Annotated in this window: 15 protein-coding genes; 12 read left to right on the top strand and 3 right to left on the bottom strand. The window is 41.4% G+C overall.

Annotated features, from left to right (window positions below; translation table 11 throughout):
- Positions 1-258: 258 nt before the first annotated feature.
- Positions 259-1,908, top strand: a complete 1,650-nt coding sequence (locus KFZ58_RS17500) for a glutathione ABC transporter substrate-binding protein (protein WP_235792562.1) — start codon at positions 259-261, stop codon at positions 1,906-1,908.
- Between the two features lie 112 nt (positions 1,909-2,020).
- On the opposite strand, the gene KFZ58_RS17495 is transcribed toward KFZ58_RS17500, so the two are convergent.
- Entirely contained in the window at positions 2,021-2,383 is a 363-nt protein-coding gene (locus tag KFZ58_RS17495; RefSeq protein WP_235792561.1) for a DUF3899 domain-containing protein, read from the bottom strand.
- Positions 2,384-2,704: 321 nt separating this feature from the next.
- Here KFZ58_RS17495 and KFZ58_RS17490 point away from each other — a divergent pair, with 321 nt between their 5' ends.
- The 6 genes from KFZ58_RS17490 (at position 2,705) to KFZ58_RS17465 (ending at position 9,853) form a co-directional block, all read left to right on the top strand.
- On the top strand, positions 2,705-4,393 hold the full coding sequence (locus KFZ58_RS17490) for a peptide ABC transporter substrate-binding protein (protein WP_235792560.1): 1,689 nt from the start codon (positions 2,705-2,707) through the stop codon (positions 4,391-4,393).
- 150 nt (positions 4,394-4,543) lie between these two features.
- Positions 4,544-5,473 carry an oligopeptide ABC transporter permease gene (gene opp3b, locus KFZ58_RS17485; RefSeq protein ID WP_235792559.1) on the top strand — a complete coding sequence of 310 codons (930 nt, stop codon included), beginning with the start codon at positions 4,544-4,546 and terminating at the stop codon, positions 5,471-5,473.
- Position 5,474: 1 nt separating this feature from the next.
- Entirely contained in the window at positions 5,475-6,635 is a 1,161-nt protein-coding gene (gene opp3C / locus KFZ58_RS17480; protein ID WP_235792558.1) for an oligopeptide ABC transporter permease, read from the top strand.
- An 18-nt stretch (positions 6,636-6,653) separates the two neighbouring features.
- Complete coding sequence (locus KFZ58_RS17475; RefSeq protein ID WP_235792557.1) at positions 6,654-7,709, top strand: ABC transporter ATP-binding protein; 1,056 nt, start codon at positions 6,654-6,656, stop codon at positions 7,707-7,709.
- On the top strand, positions 7,706-8,641 hold the full coding sequence (locus KFZ58_RS17470; RefSeq protein ID WP_235792556.1) for an ABC transporter ATP-binding protein: 936 nt from the start codon (positions 7,706-7,708) through the stop codon (positions 8,639-8,641). Before KFZ58_RS17475 ends, KFZ58_RS17470 begins: the two co-directional genes overlap by 4 nt.
- A 204-nt stretch (positions 8,642-8,845) precedes the next feature.
- Positions 8,846-9,853, top strand: coding sequence for an NAD(P)H-dependent flavin oxidoreductase (locus tag KFZ58_RS17465; RefSeq protein ID WP_235792555.1), 1,008 nt, complete (start codon positions 8,846-8,848; stop codon positions 9,851-9,853).
- Positions 9,854-10,063: 210 nt separating this feature from the next.
- Here KFZ58_RS17465 and KFZ58_RS17460 read toward each other — a convergent pair whose 3' ends face one another.
- The gene (locus KFZ58_RS17460; RefSeq protein WP_304956804.1) at positions 10,064-11,302 is read right to left on the bottom strand and encodes an IS256 family transposase; all 1,239 of its coding nucleotides are present in this window, start codon (positions 11,300-11,302) and stop codon (positions 10,064-10,066) included.
- Positions 11,303-11,472: 170 nt separating this feature from the next.
- Entirely contained in the window at positions 11,473-13,092 is a 1,620-nt protein-coding gene (locus tag KFZ58_RS17455) for a long-chain fatty acid--CoA ligase (RefSeq protein ID WP_235792554.1), read from the bottom strand.
- Between the two features lie 142 nt (positions 13,093-13,234).
- On the opposite strand from KFZ58_RS17455, the gene KFZ58_RS17450 reads away from it, so the two are divergent.
- From KFZ58_RS17450 to KFZ58_RS17430, 5 genes are read left to right on the top strand one after another with little or no spacing between them, the layout of a single operon-like run.
- Positions 13,235-14,578: an MATE family efflux transporter gene (locus KFZ58_RS17450; protein ID WP_235792553.1), complete on the top strand. Its 1,344-nt coding sequence runs from the start codon at positions 13,235-13,237 to the stop codon at positions 14,576-14,578.
- Positions 14,579-14,591: 13 nt separating this feature from the next.
- Positions 14,592-15,035 (top strand): hypothetical protein, encoded by a 444-nt coding sequence (locus KFZ58_RS17445; protein ID WP_235792552.1) that lies wholly within the window; start codon positions 14,592-14,594, stop codon positions 15,033-15,035.
- Positions 15,013-15,627, top strand: a complete 615-nt coding sequence (locus KFZ58_RS17440; protein ID WP_235792551.1) for a lysozyme family protein — start codon at positions 15,013-15,015, stop codon at positions 15,625-15,627. The genes KFZ58_RS17445 and KFZ58_RS17440 overlap by 23 nt, the downstream gene beginning before the upstream one ends.
- A gap of 40 nt (positions 15,628-15,667) precedes the next feature.
- Positions 15,668-16,048 carry a RidA family protein gene (locus KFZ58_RS17435; protein WP_235792550.1) on the top strand — a complete coding sequence of 127 codons (381 nt, stop codon included), beginning with the start codon at positions 15,668-15,670 and terminating at the stop codon, positions 16,046-16,048.
- A 17-nt stretch (positions 16,049-16,065) separates the two neighbouring features.
- A complete protein-coding gene (locus tag KFZ58_RS17430) occupies positions 16,066-17,235 on the top strand; it encodes an iron-containing alcohol dehydrogenase (RefSeq protein ID WP_235792549.1) in 1,170 nt (389 codons plus the stop codon).

The following is a 17,235-nucleotide window of genomic DNA, read 5'->3' as shown; positions in this document are numbered from 1 at the left end:
TCAAACATTTAAAAACGCTATAATGATAGATTATACCACGAATAAAGTATTTGACAATATGGTAATTTTATAAAAAATCTATAAACCTATTGGAATCAGCGTTTAAGCCTGTAAGAATTTTTTTCCTTTTTAAATAGGAAGTTTATATTCTAACATTGAAAAAAATTAAAAAATTATCTTGTGTTTTTGCGTTACATAGGGTATATTATAGATTAGTAACAGAATTATTACATACTAGAAACAGGGGGGAAATAACACATGAAAATGTCCAAAAATTCATTGTTATTATTGGTTTTGGCATTAGTAATTACCATCTTTCTCGCAGCATGTGCTAGTGAACCGGATGAAACCGGTTCAACAAGTGACGGTGGCGGTGAAGATACATCAGAGGGCGGAGATGACGCTGGTAATGGTGAAGCAGAAGGCGGAGAAGGTCAGGGTGGCGATTTAGTGATCGCAAATATGTCTGACATCGTTTCGTTAGATCCAGCTGGTTCGAATGATGTTCCTTCCAGTGATGTTCAGGCAAACATCTATGAAACATTAGTGAAACAAGATATGAATATGGAGCTTCAGCCTGAACTTGCAGAAAGCTGGGAAGCTGTTGAAGATAATGTATGGGAATTTCAACTTCGTGAAGGTGTAACTTTCCATGACGGCTCAGAATTTAATGCTGAGGTTGTGAAGGCAAATATAGAGCGCGTGATGGATCCAGATGTGGCATCACCTCGTGCATTCTTATACGATATGATTACAGATATTGAGGTAGTTGATGATTATACGGTTCGGTTCACAACGGAATATCCGTTCTCTCCACTACCTGCACATCTAGCTCACAGCGGTGGAGCTATGGTTGCGTTAGAACAAATTGAAGCAGATTATGCTGCAATGGAAGAAGGAGAAGAGCCTGGAAGTGTCATCAACGAAAATCCGATTGGAACAGGTTACTTTCAGTTTGATGAATGGTCTCCAGGTGAGTATGTTCGCTTAACTAAAAATGAGGATTACTGGGATGAGCCAGCTTTACTTGATACTGTAACGTTTAAAGTTGTAGGTGAAGACTTAACGCGTGTTGCAGAGGTTACTACCGGTGATTCACATATCGGTAACCCGCTCAGCCCATCCGATGTTGAGCAAATTGAAACGACGGACGGTGTGCATGTACATGATCAAGGAAGTGTAAGTTTATCTTATATTGGGTTTAATATGGATAAAGAACCGTTCGATGATCCACTCGTACGTCAAGCTGTATCCATGGCTATTGATAAAAGCCAAATCATTGACGGTATTTATAATGGTGTTGGTATCCCTGCTATTGGCCCAATACCACCGGATGTGTTCGGTTATGATGAAAATGTATCCGGTCTCGAATATGATGTAGAACAAGCACAAGAACTGTTGGCTGAGGCCGGCTATGAAGATGGCTTCTCTACAACGATTTGGACGAATGATAGCCGCGAGCGTATCGATGCAGCGACAAACGTTCAAGCACAACTTGAAGAAATTGGAATTCAAGCAGAAGTAGAAATTCTAGAGTGGGGAGCTTATCTGGAGCAAACGGCGAACGGCGAGCATGAGATGTTCGTTCTTGGCTGGTCAGTTGCTACAGGTGATGCAGATTACGCGATGCATCCACTGTTCCACTCCGATAATGTAGGAGAGCCAGGTAACCGCACATTCACAGAAAATGATGAACTGGATGCCCTTTTAGAAGAAGGACGTCGGGAAGCGGATCCGGAAGCACGTCAAGAAATCTATAGTGAAGCACAAGAGCTCCTTGTAGATATTGCACCAATGCTTTATCTTCATCACCAGGAATATCTATTTAGTGTACGTGATGAAGTAAAAGGATTAGAAGTGTTACCAACACAAATCCTACAGCTAAAAGATGTTTATATTGAAGAGTAGAATTGAATAAAGAAACAGTCCTCATTATTCGTGGGGACTGTTTTTTTTATTTTTATTGAAAGGACCTATCCCTCACTGCTTTAGCACATTAGCGCAGCGAGGAACAGGCCCCTTATAAATAATAAATCACAAGCAAAATGACTAAAATAACGAATAATGCTACACCTTGAAACTGAACACCCCGGTAGAAAGTGTTGTTCATTTTTTCTGACGGGAGGGCCCTTTCTTTCCACTCTTCCATATGATCTTTATTCTTTGACATGATACCAAAAAATCTTCTGAAACCAAAAGTCACTCCGTCATAAAAGCCGTGATTTATGGTGTAAATAAATAATGTTAGCAACAAGTAAAAGAAATTTATATAAAATAGATAGTTAATATAATGTATAAGATTATAGGCCGGAGCAAAAAGTAAAAGAAGGACGAGCGCCAAAAAAAGATTGGTGAGCAGAAATAACCATTTATTTTTCAACATTGATTTTCACCTTTATTCTAGAGTAACACGTTGATTTAACGACATCAATAGAGGGAGAAAGTCCTATTGTTTGCGTTAATTTCTGAATCATAGGCTATTATAACACAATTGTGTGTGTAAGTAATCTTATTAATAGTGAAAAATATTCACCGGGAAATACTATTATCATAAGTCTTTATTGTAATCTAAATGATATAATGTAAAAAAATTATTCAATTCTCTTTACAACTTTAGTACAAAAGTAGTATACTCAAACTCATAGCTATTAAATATATTTAGCGTTAATTTTTAGAAAATAACATAAATGGGAGGTATTTTTGGATGAAAAAGTATTCATTACTTTTAGCACTTGTGCTTGTACTAAGTGCGATTTTAGTAGCCTGTGGCACCTTTGAGGAAGAGGGAGAATCAGAGGGCGCAGGAGACACGGGAAGTGAAGAGACAACAGAAGGAGAATCTTCTGGAGAAGGTGAGCAAGTACTTAATTTTATAAATGCGGATACGATCCCTACAATGGATGTGGCACAAGCAACTGACGAATTCGCATTCCAATTCCTTGGTGCTACGAAGGAAGGTTTATATAGATTAGATGAAAATGCAGAACCGGTTGAAGGGATAGCAACAGATCACGAAGTAAGTGAAGATGGTTTAACTTGGACGTTTAATTTACGTGAAGATGCGACTTGGTCGAATGGAGACCCTGTGACTGCACATGACTTTGTTTATTCCTGGCAGCGTTCGGTTGACCCGGATACAGCTTCTGAGTATGGCCCTTATATGATGGGCGGGGTTATTAAGAACGCTGAAGCTGTTAACACGGGCGATGTTCCTGTAGAAGATCTTGGTGTGACAGCAGAAGATGATTACACTTTGGTTGTTGAACTTGAGACCCCGACACCTTACTTTGAATCGTTAACAACATTCGGGACGTTCCTCCCATTGAATCAGGACTTTGTTGAAGAACAAGGAGATAGTTATGCAACAAGTTCGGATGCATTACTATCAAATGGACCATTTGTGTTAGAAGACTGGGAAAGCACAAGCAGCTCTTGGAGTTTGACGAAAAATGAAGATTACTGGGATGCTGAGACAGTACAACTCGACGCAATGAATTATGAAGTTGTAAAAGACCCACAAACTCAAGTGGATCTATATGAAAGTGGCGAAATTGACCGTGCAAATATTTCATCTGACCTAGTCGATCAATATCAATCCCATGAAGATTATCAAGTGACACCTGAAACTGGTGTGTTTTATATAAAAATGAATCAATCAAGAGAAGAACTTGCGAATGTAAATATACGTAAAGCAATCAGTAAAGCCTTTAATAAACAGGATTTGGTAGACGTCGTTCTTAACAATGGCTCGCTTGTTGCAAACGGTCTTGTTCCTGCAGAATTTGTGAATACACCGGATGGCACAGATTTCCGTGAAGCGAGTGGTGATTTAGTAACATATGATCCGGAAGAAGCTAAAGCCTTATGGGAAACTGGTCTGGAGGAATTAGGAACGGACTCCATAGAGCTTGAATTACTAGCAAGTGACAGTGAAACATCAACAATAATGAATGAATATATTGTCAATCAGCTGGAAACCAACTTGCCTGGACTTACAGTTAACTTAAGAACTGTTCCATTTGAGCAACAAATCGATGCAGATACGAATATGGATTATGATCTCCAAGTTCAGGGTTGGGGACCGGATTACCTTGATCCAAGTACTTTCCTAGGCCTATGGGTAACGGAAAGTGGAAATAACAAAATGGATTATTCCAATGAAGAGTACGATGCTTTAATGGAAGAAGCTCAGACTGAGCTTGCACAGGATCCAGAAGCTCGTTATGAAAACTTCCTGGAAGCAGAGCAAATTCTATTTGAAGATGCCGCTATCGCTCCAATATATCAAAGTTCAATGGCACAATTAGTTTCTCCAAAAATTGAAGGTGTATTTGTAAATCCATTTGGAGCTAAGTATGAATATAAATGGGCAAGTGTTGGCTCAGAAGAGTAATTTTATCGTAATTGACAATTTAATTAAGGAAACCTGACTAAACGGGAGAGTGTGCACCAATTCGGGATGCATACTCTCCTATTAGGTTTTAAACAAAAAAATCTTACAATAACGAAGATTAAAAGATTAAACTTAATAGGAGGTACTGGAATGGTACGATATATATTAAAGCGGATCATGTACATGGCTATTACCTTATTCCTAATCGCTTCTCTTTCATTCTTTCTTATGAAAATGTTGCCGGGAAGTCCGCTTAATGCAGATGATAAATTAAGTGAAGAGCAACAAGCTATCGTACTTGAACAATATGGATTAAATGACCCGGTACCGATTCAATATGTGAATTATCTTGGAGGTCTCGTGCAAGGTGATTTAGGCATTTCATTTGCTTTTGATAACACACCGGTAACTGATATTTTACTAGATAGAATGGGGCCCTCTATCCAATTAGGTTTCCAGGCACTGGTTATTGGTACAATTTTAGGGATCCTTTTTGGCTTAATCGCAGCTATATCCCACAATGGTGTGCTTGATTATACCTCAACAGTTATTGCTGTTTTAGGTACTTCGATTCCTTCCTTTGTTCTTGCGGGCCTTCTGCAATGGGTCTTTGCAGTTAATTTGGAGTGGCTCCCTGTGGCATTATGGCAAGGATGGGAGTATTCGATACTGCCGACGATTGCTCTGATGATATTCCCGATGGCGACCGCTGCCAGGTTTACCAGAACGGAGATGCTCGAAGTACTTGGTTCAAATTTTATAACGACCGCACGAGCAAAGGGTGTCAGTGAATATGGTATTATTTTCAAACACGGAATGCGTAACGCACTCATACCATTAGTTACAGTTATGGGCCCAATGGCCGTTAGTCTTATGACTGGAACATTAGTTATTGAAGAAATTTTTGCTGTTCCTGGGATAGGTGAACAATTTGTAAATTCGGTAATGGTAAATGATTACCCGACAATTATGGGGACAACATTACTCTTTGCCTTTTTATTTGTAGCTATCATTTTAGTCATCGATCTCCTGTATGGATTAATTGATCCTAGAATCAGAATTACGGGAGGAGATAGTTAATATGGATAACAATAATAATAATAAAAACGAAATTCCAAAAGAACTTCTCGTACCATTAAAAAGTGAAGAAGATACGAGTGAAGAGATTGCAAAGCCAAGTAGAACATTTATGCAAGATGCAAGAAGAACGCTATTTAAAAGTAAACCGGCAATGATAGCCTTAGTAGCTTTAGTACTGATTATACTGATGAGTATTGTTGGTCCTTTTCTAAATGATTACGGTTATGATGACCAGGATTTATCGCGAACAAAAATGCCGCCACGCATACCTGTCTTGGAGAACATCTCTTGGCTTGGATTTGATGGCACATTAAGTAGTTCATTTGAAGGAGAATCTGTTGAAGCGGCAACTCAAGATGCCGTGATGCAGTACGATAACAACGAGGAATACATTGACATTGAGGTCATTGATGAAGGTGACGGAAGTGAGAATTCTGCCGAAATCGATGCAACCTATCATGTATATCATGCACAGGATATGGCCGATACCTATTTCTGGGTTGGTACAGATTCATTAGGACGTGATCAATGGACACGCTTATGGGAAGGTACAAGAGTATCCCTTGTTATTGCATTTGTGGCCGCAGCGATTGACCTTCTAATCGGGGTTGCTTATGGTGGAATTTCTGCCTATTTTGGAGGCAGAGTGGATAATGTGATGCAGCGTATACTGGAAATTATGATCGGTATTCCGAACTTGGTGATTATTCTTCTGATGATGCTGGTCCTTCCTCCCGGTATTTTATCGATCATTATTGCATTATCGATAACCGGCTGGACGGGAATGGCCCGGATTGTAAGGGGCGAGGTATTGAAACTGAAAAACCAGGAATTTGTCCTTGCATCCAGGACGCTTGGTCAATCAAATAGCAAAGTAATCGTGAAACATTTGTTACCGAATATTAGTGGGATCATCATTATAAATACGATGTTTACCATTCCAAGTGCCATTTTCTTTGAAGCATTCTTGAGCTTTATCGGACTCGGAATTCCAGCTCCGGAGGCATCACTTGGTACACTGATTAACACTGGGTTTGACAATCTCAGACAATTCCCATTCTTGCTGTTGTATCCTGCGATTTTAATATCTGTTATTATGATTGCATTTAATATACTGGCTGATGGATTACGAGATGCATTTGACCCGAAAATGCATAAATAATAAGGTAGGTGTTTTTAAATGAGTAAATTATTGGAAGTCAAAGATTTAAATGTATCATTTAACACCTACAATGGTGAAGTACAGGCTGTACGAGGTGTTAGTTTTGATTTAAATAAAGGAGAAACGCTGGCCATTGTTGGTGAATCAGGTTCAGGGAAGTCTGTGACCTCACTTTCTTTAATGCAGCTGCTTCCCAAACCACATGGCGTCATAAAGTCAGGTGAGATGCTTCTTGAAGGAGAAGACTTAGTTAACAAGTCAAATCAGCAAATGCAAAAAATCCGTGGAAAGGACTTGTCCATGGTGTTTCAGGATCCTATGTCATCGCTAAACCCTACGATGAAGGTAGGGAACCAGGTTATGGAAGGTCTAATGAAACACCAAAACCTGAGTCGGGATAAAGCGAAAAAGCGAGCATTGGAACTTTTGGATTTAGTTGCAATTCCAGACCCAGCTACTCGTATGAAACAATATCCACACGAATTTTCAGGGGGGATGCGCCAACGTGTTGTTGTTGCTATTGCACTCGCATGTAATCCAAAGATTTTGATTGCAGATGAACCAACAACGGCACTGGATGTAACCATACAAGCGCAAATTTTAGAATTGATGAAGGATATTCAAAAAGAAATGAACAGTGGCACCATATTTATTACGCATGATTTAGGTGTAGTGGCCAATATTGCAGACAGAGTGGCTGTAATGTATGCAGGCAAAATTGTTGAAATTGGTACAACAGATGATATCTTTTATAATCCTAAACATCCGTATACATGGGGATTACTTGGGTCTATGCCTACGTTAGATGGTGGGGAGGAAGAGTTGTTTGCCATACCTGGTACACCTCCGGATATGCTAAACCCGCCAAAAGGGGACGCGTTCGCACCGAGAAACAGGTTTGCAATGGAAATTGATAAAGTAATGGAACCACCTATGTTCAAGGTGTCAGATAGTCACTATGCTGCTACGTGGTTGCTACACGAGGATGCGCCAAAGGTAGAGCCTCCTGAATCAGTGAAACGGCGTATGCAAGGATTCACGAATAATAGCTCTAAGGATGGTGAGCAGCAGTGACAGAAGAGAAACTATTGGAAGTAAAGGATTTAAAGAAACATTTCAAAGCAGGAAGAAACAAAACGACGAAAGCTGTAGATGGAATAACCTTTGATATTCATAAAGGAGAAACCTTTGGATTAGTTGGCGAGTCCGGCTGTGGCAAATCTACAACAGGCAGAACCATTATACGTTTGTATGAAGCTACCGATGGACAAGTTAAGTTCAATAATGAGAGTGTTCATGGCAAAAAGTCTAAGAATGAACTTGCAAAATTCAACCAAAAGATGCAAATGATTTTCCAGGATCCATCTTCTTCATTAAATCCAAGAATGACGGTAATGGACATTATTGCTGAAGGGTTGGATGTTCATAAATTAGTTAAAGGCCAAGATGAACGCAAGGCTAGGGTAGAAGAATTACTGGAAACAGTTGGCTTAAACAAGGAGCATGCTTCCCGTTTTCCACATGAATTTAGTGGGGGACAAAGGCAGCGAATTGGAATTGCGCGTGCACTTGCTGTGAAGCCTGAGTTCATTATTGCAGATGAGCCGATCTCTGCGTTGGATGTTTCCATTCAAGCGCAAGTAGTAAACCTACTTAAGAAATTACAGGACGAACAGGGCTTAACGTATTTGTTTATTGCCCATGATCTCTCGATGGTGAAATATATCAGCGATCGTATAGGTGTTATGTATTTTGGTAATATGGTAGAGCTTGCGGATAGTGATGAATTATATAAAAATCCGATCCATCCCTACACTAAATCTCTATTATCTGCCATACCGCTACCCGATCCGGCATATGAACGTACGCGTGAACGTTTCAGCTATGACCCCACCGTCCATGATTTATCGGAGCAACCGGAATTCAGAGAGGTCACACCAAGACACTGGGTACGTTGCACAGCAAAAGAATTTGAACAATACAAAGCAGAACAAGAGAGTAAATAATATGATGAGAGCGCCATGCTGGCTGGGGAAGGACAGTACGGCGCTCTTTGCGTGTTTGGAATCCATGCGAACAGTGGTACGAACAGTGCCTGTCACCACCCGAATTTTGTCGAATTGGGCTATAGTTGGTTGTTGCTTCTTAATTTGCATGACATGCCCCATAAATTATGTGATAATTATGATATATATCGAGGAGGGTTGCTTGTGAATTCTTTTTTGAGGATGGTTAATGTGGAGGTCCCGATCATTCAAGCTGGCATGGCGGGAGGGATAACGACACCCGAACTTGTGGCAGCTGTAGCGAATAAGGGTGCTTTAGGTACAATTGGTGCGGGATACATGAACGGTACTGCGTTGAAAACTCTGGTTCAACAGGTGAAGCAATTGACGAATAAGCCTTTTTCTGTAAATCTATTTACGGTTAGTCTGGAAGCTTCCTCGACGAATGCGCAGGATATGCAGGAGCTATTAGATAACTATAGAGGGGAGCTAGGAATAGAAAATAGTAGTAGGGCGGTAAAGGTATATGACTATTTACAGGAAAAGATAGACATTATCATAGAGGAAAAGATACCAATTGTTAGTACAGCATTTGGTGTATTATCCTCAGTCTTGGTTGAGCGGCTGAAATCGAAGCAGCTTGAACAGGCCGGTTATGACATTGTTGTTGCACAAGGATATGAAGCTGGTGGCCATCGAGGGACTTTTGATATGTTGGAATATCCAGATGGCTATGATATAGGACTTATCGTTCTAGTGCAATCCTTAGTAGAAAATCTTTCTGTACCTGTGATTGCGGCTGGCGGTATACATACATCGAATCAAACAGCAGCTTTATTCAAAATGGGTGTCTCGGGTGTCCAATTGGGCACAAGGTTTTTAATGGCAAAAGAAGCAGGGACGAACAAGTCTTATCGCCGAGCCTTGTTACAAGCGAACATGGAAGATACGGTTGTGACAAAAGTATTCTCGGGACGGCCAGCGCGGGCTATTACTAATCGGTTTGTTCGAGAAGTAGGAGCGAGTAATGTTGATTTACTGCCATTTCCGATCCAGAATGAGTTGACGAAGGATATACGAGCAGCAGGTAAGGAATTGGGTGTTGCGGGTTTTCAATCATTGTGGGCTGGGCAGGGTGTAGGTGCGATTAAGAAGGAAGAAACAGTTGAGGAGATTATTGATGATTTAGTTGGTGAGGGCATTGCTGATTAGGTCGATGTCGTTTGGGTGATGGTTACTTGTAGGGGGAGATAGCTTTCTGGCAGTGTGTTCTAGAGAGAATCAATGATACATGGGTGGACTTCCGTTAGACTAATCAGCTTTATGGCGAAGCTCCTCCCGCCCGAGTTTATGATGTCCACGCTCAAGTTCACGCTACTCCACAAAAAAAGGGTTTGTCAAATAAAGTGTGTAAATCAACTCTTACTCAAGATACTTTAAAACCCTATCCTTAAGATTTTCATGTAGGAGGAGTTGGTTCATAACCATTGGCCAGCTTTGGATATAGCCACCTTCCCATTTTTTCTCAAGTTCGGTCACGCGTAAATATAAGACTTTTAAAAGGGCGTTCTCGTTGGGGAATGCTCCTTTTTTGGTTACCTTTCTGAAGCTGGAGTGAATACTCTCAACCGCATTGGTTGTGTACATAACTTTACGGATAGCACTTCCATAATCATAGAGTTGCTCAACATGATGAAAGTTCCTTGTCCAAACATCAATCGCTCCTGGATAGGAAGCCCATTGTTGTTGGAACGATTCAAATGCACTATGACAAGCCTTAAGGCTTGGTGCACCATATACCTTTCTTAAGGCTTTGGTGAATGCTTTATAATCTTTGCTTGGTACATATTTAACGGAGTTACGAATCAAGTGAACCATACAACGTTGGACGGTCACATTAGGAAAAATAGAACGTGCACCTTCCTCTAAGCCACTCACACCATCCATGGAGATAAAGAAAATGTCTTCAACACCTCTCGCTTTGATTTCATCAAATATCTGCATCCATTTATGTTTGCTTTCCGTTTCATTTAACCATAATCCAAGTATTTCTTTAGTACCCTCTATGGTGTATCCTAAGATCGTGTAGACGGCATATTTCTTCGTCTCATATTGATTACGAACAGTTGTATACATGCAATCAACAAATACAAATGCATAACAACTACTTAACGGTCTAGATTGCCATTCTTCCAACTCAGAAAGAACATGATCTGTAATATCAGAAACCATTTCATGAGAGACAGAAAAACCGTAAATATCCTCAATCGTTGAAGAAATGTCTCGCTGCGACATTCCGCGGGCATACATGGAAATCACTTTATTCTCAATCGCAGAGACATCCTTTTTACGTTTGGGTATCAGTTCAGGATTAAAAGACCCATCACGATCACGTGGTACCTTAATACCTACTTCACCTGAACTGGTTTTTATGGATTTCTTCCCGTATCCATTACGTCTGTTTTCCGTAGCCTTTTCATCTTTATCATTCGATTCATAACCTAAATGGTGATTCATTTCACCCTTAAGCACCGTTTCAAACATCGGTCCGAAGATATCTCTAAGGGCATTTTGCATATCTTCTACAGACTCCGGTTGATATTCCTCAATTATTCGGTTCGCTAGATCAACAGACTTGGAATCTCGTTTTGGCTTATCCAATAGAATAACCTCCCGTTTGAATTATTTTAATTGTAACAATAAAAAACTGAACTGCGAAGTAAGAGCCGTACGCTCTCTCACTTACACAGTTCAGTTTACACTCCCCAAAAAAAGATCAGCAACACGAGGGGCCTCTCCACCCTTTTCAGCGAGCTGATCTTTTAACCCTACTAATCCTGCAAATTATATTCCGCCTTCACCTGTTCACGCAACTCACGCTTCAAAAACTTCCCTACAGACGTCTTTGGAGCCTCATCAAAAAACAGCACGTCATCCGGCAACCAGAATTTAGCAAATTGTGGACGCAGGAATTCGATTATTTCTTCCTTCATACCATCTACAGCGAGTCCTTCGTTTAATACAACACAGGCAATAGGGCATTCCTGCCACTCGGCGTCTGGGATTGCTACAACGCTTGCTTCAAAAATTGCATCATGCGCAATGAGGGCGTTTTCAATATCGACCGATGAAATCCACTCGCCACCGCTTTTGATCAGATCTTTTGTACGGTCAACGATTTTGATCGTTCCTTCCTCGTCCACGGTTACAACATCCCCGGTGTGGAGCCAGCCGTCGATGAAGGCGTTCTCGCTTCGGTCGTCTTTGTAATATTCATCAGCAATCCACGGTCCGCGCAAGAGAAGCTCACCCATTTCTTGGTCATCCCATTTGACCTCGCCGTTGTTACCGATGATTTTCATATCCAGCCCTGGTACTAGAATGCCTTGTCTGGCACGTTCCTCCAGCCTCTCTTCATCGCTTAAATCCTGCTGATAGCTTTTTAACCGGGAAAACGTTGCAACTGGTGTTGTCTCTGTTGCGCCATATGCATGATAAAACGGGATGTTATGTTTTTCCTCAAATGCTTTAATAACCCCGAGCGGCGCTGCTGAACCACCGCATAATACCATTCGCAAACTGGATGTGTCGTAGTTTTCCTGTTCCAATTCACGTAACAGTCCCAACCAGATCGTAGGGACACCTGCTGTTACGGTAACGCCAAATTTTTCAATGAACTGGGCGAGCCGTTTTGGTGTAAAACGCGGCCCTGGCATAACTTGTGTGCTGCCAAACCACGTACTGGCAAATGGGATTCCCCAGGCGTTAACATGGAACTGTGGCACAACAGGCATGGCTACATCTGATTCCGAAAGGCCGGCAGTATCGGCGATTCCGAGTGCAAAGCTATGCAGGACAATTCCGCGATGGGAGTAAGTGACGCCTTTTGGTTTGCCAGTTGTCGCAGATGTGTAACACATTCCCGCCGTGTCATTTTCATCGATTCCTTCAATAAATGGGTGTGTTGGATCACCGGATTGCAGTAATTCTTCATAGGAGTATAATGGATTCAGTCCAGATTCAGGAAGCTCGCTTTTATCTGTCATAACAACAAATGCTTCAACGGTCGTAAGCTGATCCTGTATCTTTTCAATAAGGGGCAAAACATCTTCATCAATAAATAGAATTTTATCTTCCGCATGGTTGATGATGTAAATAATGTGTTCAGGTGACAGGCGAATATTGATGGTGTGCAATACGGCGCCAATTCCAGGTGCACCAAAATAAATCTCCAGATGCCTGTGATGATTCCAGGCTAAGGTACCAACGCGGTCTCCTTTTTGTACGCCGAGCTCATGTAATACACTCATCAACCGGCGTGTCCGCTGTCCGATATCTGCATAGGTAAGGTAGTGCAGCTTGTCATGTGTTTGTGAGATGACTTGCTTTTTCGGGAAAAATTTCTCGGCTCGCTCAAGCATTGATCCTACGGTTAGTGGAGCTTCCATCATAAGTAAAACATCCCCTTTATTCTGATTTGTAAGTCATATATTCATAGTATCATAAAAATGTAAGCGTTTCACCATCGTTTCATGATTGTGAAAGTAATGATAAACTAAAAGAATGAGCGTCTCGTGAAAGGGTGGACAACAGTTGCCGAAACAACAGGATTTTACAGAAGGAAATATATTGAAACAATTAATCATTTTCTCAGGCCCAATTATGCTTACGAATCTCCTGCAGACGTCGTACCAATTTGCAGATAGTTTATGGGTTGGAAATTTGCTCGGGGCAGATGCATTAGGTGCTGTGTCCATATCGGGTGTTATTATTTTCACCGTCCTGTCATTTGTTATTGGCCTGAATAATGCAGCACTGGCGATACTGTCACAGCAAAAGGGGCAGGATAACGAAGCTGGCCTAAAACGATATCTTAATGCTTTTGTGGTGATTTTGACGATTATGGCTGTGACACTGGGAACGGCTGGATTTGTATTTGCGGAAGGGCTTCTTGGCTTGATGGGGACTCCGGAGGACATGATGGCAGAGGCGGCGGCTTATTTGCAGATTAATTTTCTCGGGATATTATTTCTGTTTGGATATAATTTTATCAGTACGGTGCTTCGTGCACTGGGCGACAGTAAAACGCCACTGCGATTTGTGACTATTGCCGTTGTGATGAATATCGTCATTAATCCACTGTTTATAGCTGGGTTTAATCTCGGGGTAGAGGGAGCAGCGTATGCAACGATTGTTTCACAGGGGGCTGCGTTTATATACGGAATCGTTTATGTATTGTACCGTAAGCTAGCACCATTCAGTTTCCCGACATTACCTTCCCGGCAGGAGGTTGGATTGATTTTAAATCTGGGAATTCCGTCCGGTCTGCAAATGGCCGTTATTTCTGCTGGTTCAGCGGCTATCATGAGTGTTGTGACAACATTTGGAGGGCCTGTGGTTGCGGGCTTCAGTGCCTCGCAACGATTGGATAGCCTGGTGATGCTGCCGGCTCAAGCTTTGGGAGTTGCTGTTAGTAGTATGGCAGGGCAAAACATTGGTGTACGGAATTGGTCAAGGGTGAGAAGTATTGCCAAATATGGCGTTCTGTATAATTTTTCTGTTATGCTTGTTATAGGAATTATCGTAGTCCTTTTTGCAGAATATGGAGTGCGACTTTTCATCCAGGAGGAAGATGCCGTCCAATTTGGCACAAGATACCTGCAAATTATTGCATTATGTTATCCATTTTTAGGGATTAACTTTATTTTAAATGGAATTGTCCGTGCAGCGGGAGCGATGTATCAGGTACTTGCGTTAAATATTATCTCTTTCTGGGTACTGCGCTATCCGTTGACAGCACTATTTTCAAGATTGTTCGGTGATACGGGCATTGCGATTGGAATGGGAGCAAGTTTTATTGTCAGCAGTATGGCTGCATATCTGTATTATCGATTCGGTAAATGGCGGGAGAAGGAATTGTTTGCGAAGAGTGGATAGTAGGGGAAAATCTATGAAAATTTTTCTTAATCTTGTTGTGATAGGGATTGTGTCCGGATTGGTTTTGGGAGGGGTCCTCAAGACTGTTGAACAATTAACGGGGAAGTTAGTATATACCCTTTTGTTAAATGTGGATTATTTTCCGGTTATACAAGATTGGCCTTTGAATGAGGTGCAAGACTTCCTTTTGCATATAGTTGTTTCGGTGGGACTCGTTATCGTTCTTTATTTTACGTTAGATAATGGGAAAATCCATCATTATATTGTAATGAGTGTACTGATAGGTGGCTTGCTGTATCTAACGACAGCGTTCTCCGGTCGAACGCCAGCGCTTACGGATGTCACGGCTTTGATGTATTGGCTGATGGGTCATCTTATATATGGTATAATCGTTGGTATATTAATAGTTTTGATGAAAAAAGGACTAGATGACAATGAAACTAAAGAAAAAGAATAAAAAAGCAATAAAAAAAACAGCTGTGATTGCCATTTTATTATGCAGCTTATTCGTAGTCATTTCCGTATTATCCAATGAAAACACACCTAGGCAGACGCATCCTGAGATTAGTGAAGAGGTAGAAAATTACAGGCCGATTGTTGAGGATTACGCCGATGAGTATGGGGTTTTGGAATATGTTGATGTGATTTTAGGGATGATGATGCAGGAATCCGGTGGTAGGGGAAATGACCCGATGCAATCCTCTGAGAGCTATTGCGGGGAACGGGGTTGTATCGATGATCCGAAGCTTTCTATTAAACAGGGAGTCTATTATTTTGCGGAAAATTTGAGTGATGCAAATGGCGATCTTGGATTAGCGGTTCAGTCCTATAATTTTGGTAGCGGGTTTATTGACTATGCACGCGAGACGTCAGGGGATTATTCACAAGAGACAGCGATTGCCTTTTCTCAGGAAATGTATGAAAATGTTCCGAATCAATCGGATTTTCGCTGTTTGCGTGAGGAAGCAGAGCAACTGGACGCGTGCTATGGCGATATCTATTATGTTCAGGCTGTGATGGAATATACGGATGTACTGGCTGCAAAATAGTTGATATAATCAAGAAAGACAAACGAAGGAGGAATTTATTATGGCAAAAGGGATTCATACAGATAATGCACCAGCGGCACTAGGACCGTATTCTCAAGCAATTCAGGCGGGTGATTTCATTTATGTTTCCGGACAAATTGGAATTGACCCAGCAACTGCCGATGTAGTAGAAGGAGGAATTGAAAACCAAACGGAGCAGGTGTTGAAAAATCTGCAAGCTATCTTTACAGAAGCGGGTACTGATTTTTCTCAAGTGGTTAAATTCACGATTTATTTAAGTTCGATGGATGACTTTGCAACAGTAAATGACATTTATGGGGCCTATTTAAGTGAGCCATACCCATCTCGTGCAACGGTTGAAGTAAGTCGGTTGCCGAAGAATGTACTTGTTGAAATGGACGCTGTTGTATACACGAAATAAGTAGGGGGCACTTTATTGTGGAAAATTTTACCTATTATAACCCAACGAAATTAATTTTTGGTAGAGGGCAACTGGAAGCCCTTCCGAAAGAAGTCCAAACGTACGGCAAAAAGGTACTTATCGTTTATGGTGGTGGAAGTATAAAGCGAAATGGCATATATGACAATGTACTGGCCAAGCTGGATGAAATCGATGCTGAAGTGTTTGAATTATCTGGTGTAGAGCCAAATCCACGCATATCCACTGTTCGCAAGGGTGTTGAGATTTGTAAAAGCGAAGACGTGGAGTTCCTGCTTGCAATCGGTGGAGGCAGTACGATTGATTGCACAAAAGCGATTGCTGCAGGTGCGAAAACGGATGTCGATATGTGGGATATTGTGACGAAAAAAGAAAAAGCAACAGATGCGCTGCCATTTGGGACGGTATTGACACATGCTGCAACCGGCTCTGAAATGAACCGTGGCTCTGTCATCACACATTGGGACAAAAATGAAAAACATGGATGGGGGTCACCTCATACAAGCCCGGCATTTTCGATTCTTGACCCGGCGCATACATTATCCGTTCCGCGTGATCAAACAGTTTATGGCATTGTGGATATGATGTCCCATGTGTTGGAGCACTATTTCCACGTGGCAACAAATACACCTATTCAAGACCGCTTTTGTGAATCTGTTTTAAAAACAGTGATGGAAACAGCACCAAAACTGCTGGATGATTTAGAGAATTATGAGCATCGTGAAACAATCATGCTGAGTGGTACGCTAGCACTAAATGATATGCTTAGCATGGGGCTTCGCGGAGATTGGGGATCACATAATTTAGAACATGCCGTCTCAGCAGTACATGATATCCCGCATGGTGGTGGACTGGCTATTTTAATGCCAAATTGGATGAAGCATATATTAAGTGATGAAAATGCAGCTCGTTTTAAGCAACTTGCCATCCGCGTATTTGATGTGGATGCTTCTGGGAAAACAGATCGTGAAGCGGCACTCGAAGGAATAGAAAAACTGCGCGAATTTTGGAATAGTATTGGCGCACCAGCAACATTGGCTGACTATAATATTGACGCGAGCACCATTGAAGCCATGGCAGAAAAGACAGTTATTGCGCGGCCAGAATTTGGTAATTTTAAAACTTTAACCAAAGCAGATTCCGTCGAAATTTTCCAAGCAAGTCTGTGA

The organism is Virgibacillus sp. NKC19-16, assembly GCF_021560035.1.
Taxonomy (GTDB): domain Bacteria; phylum Bacillota; class Bacilli; order Bacillales; family Amphibacillaceae; genus Virgibacillus_L; species Virgibacillus_L salidurans.
The sequence above is the reverse complement of the archived record's forward strand: the minus strand, read 5'-3'. Positions and strand labels throughout refer to the sequence as shown.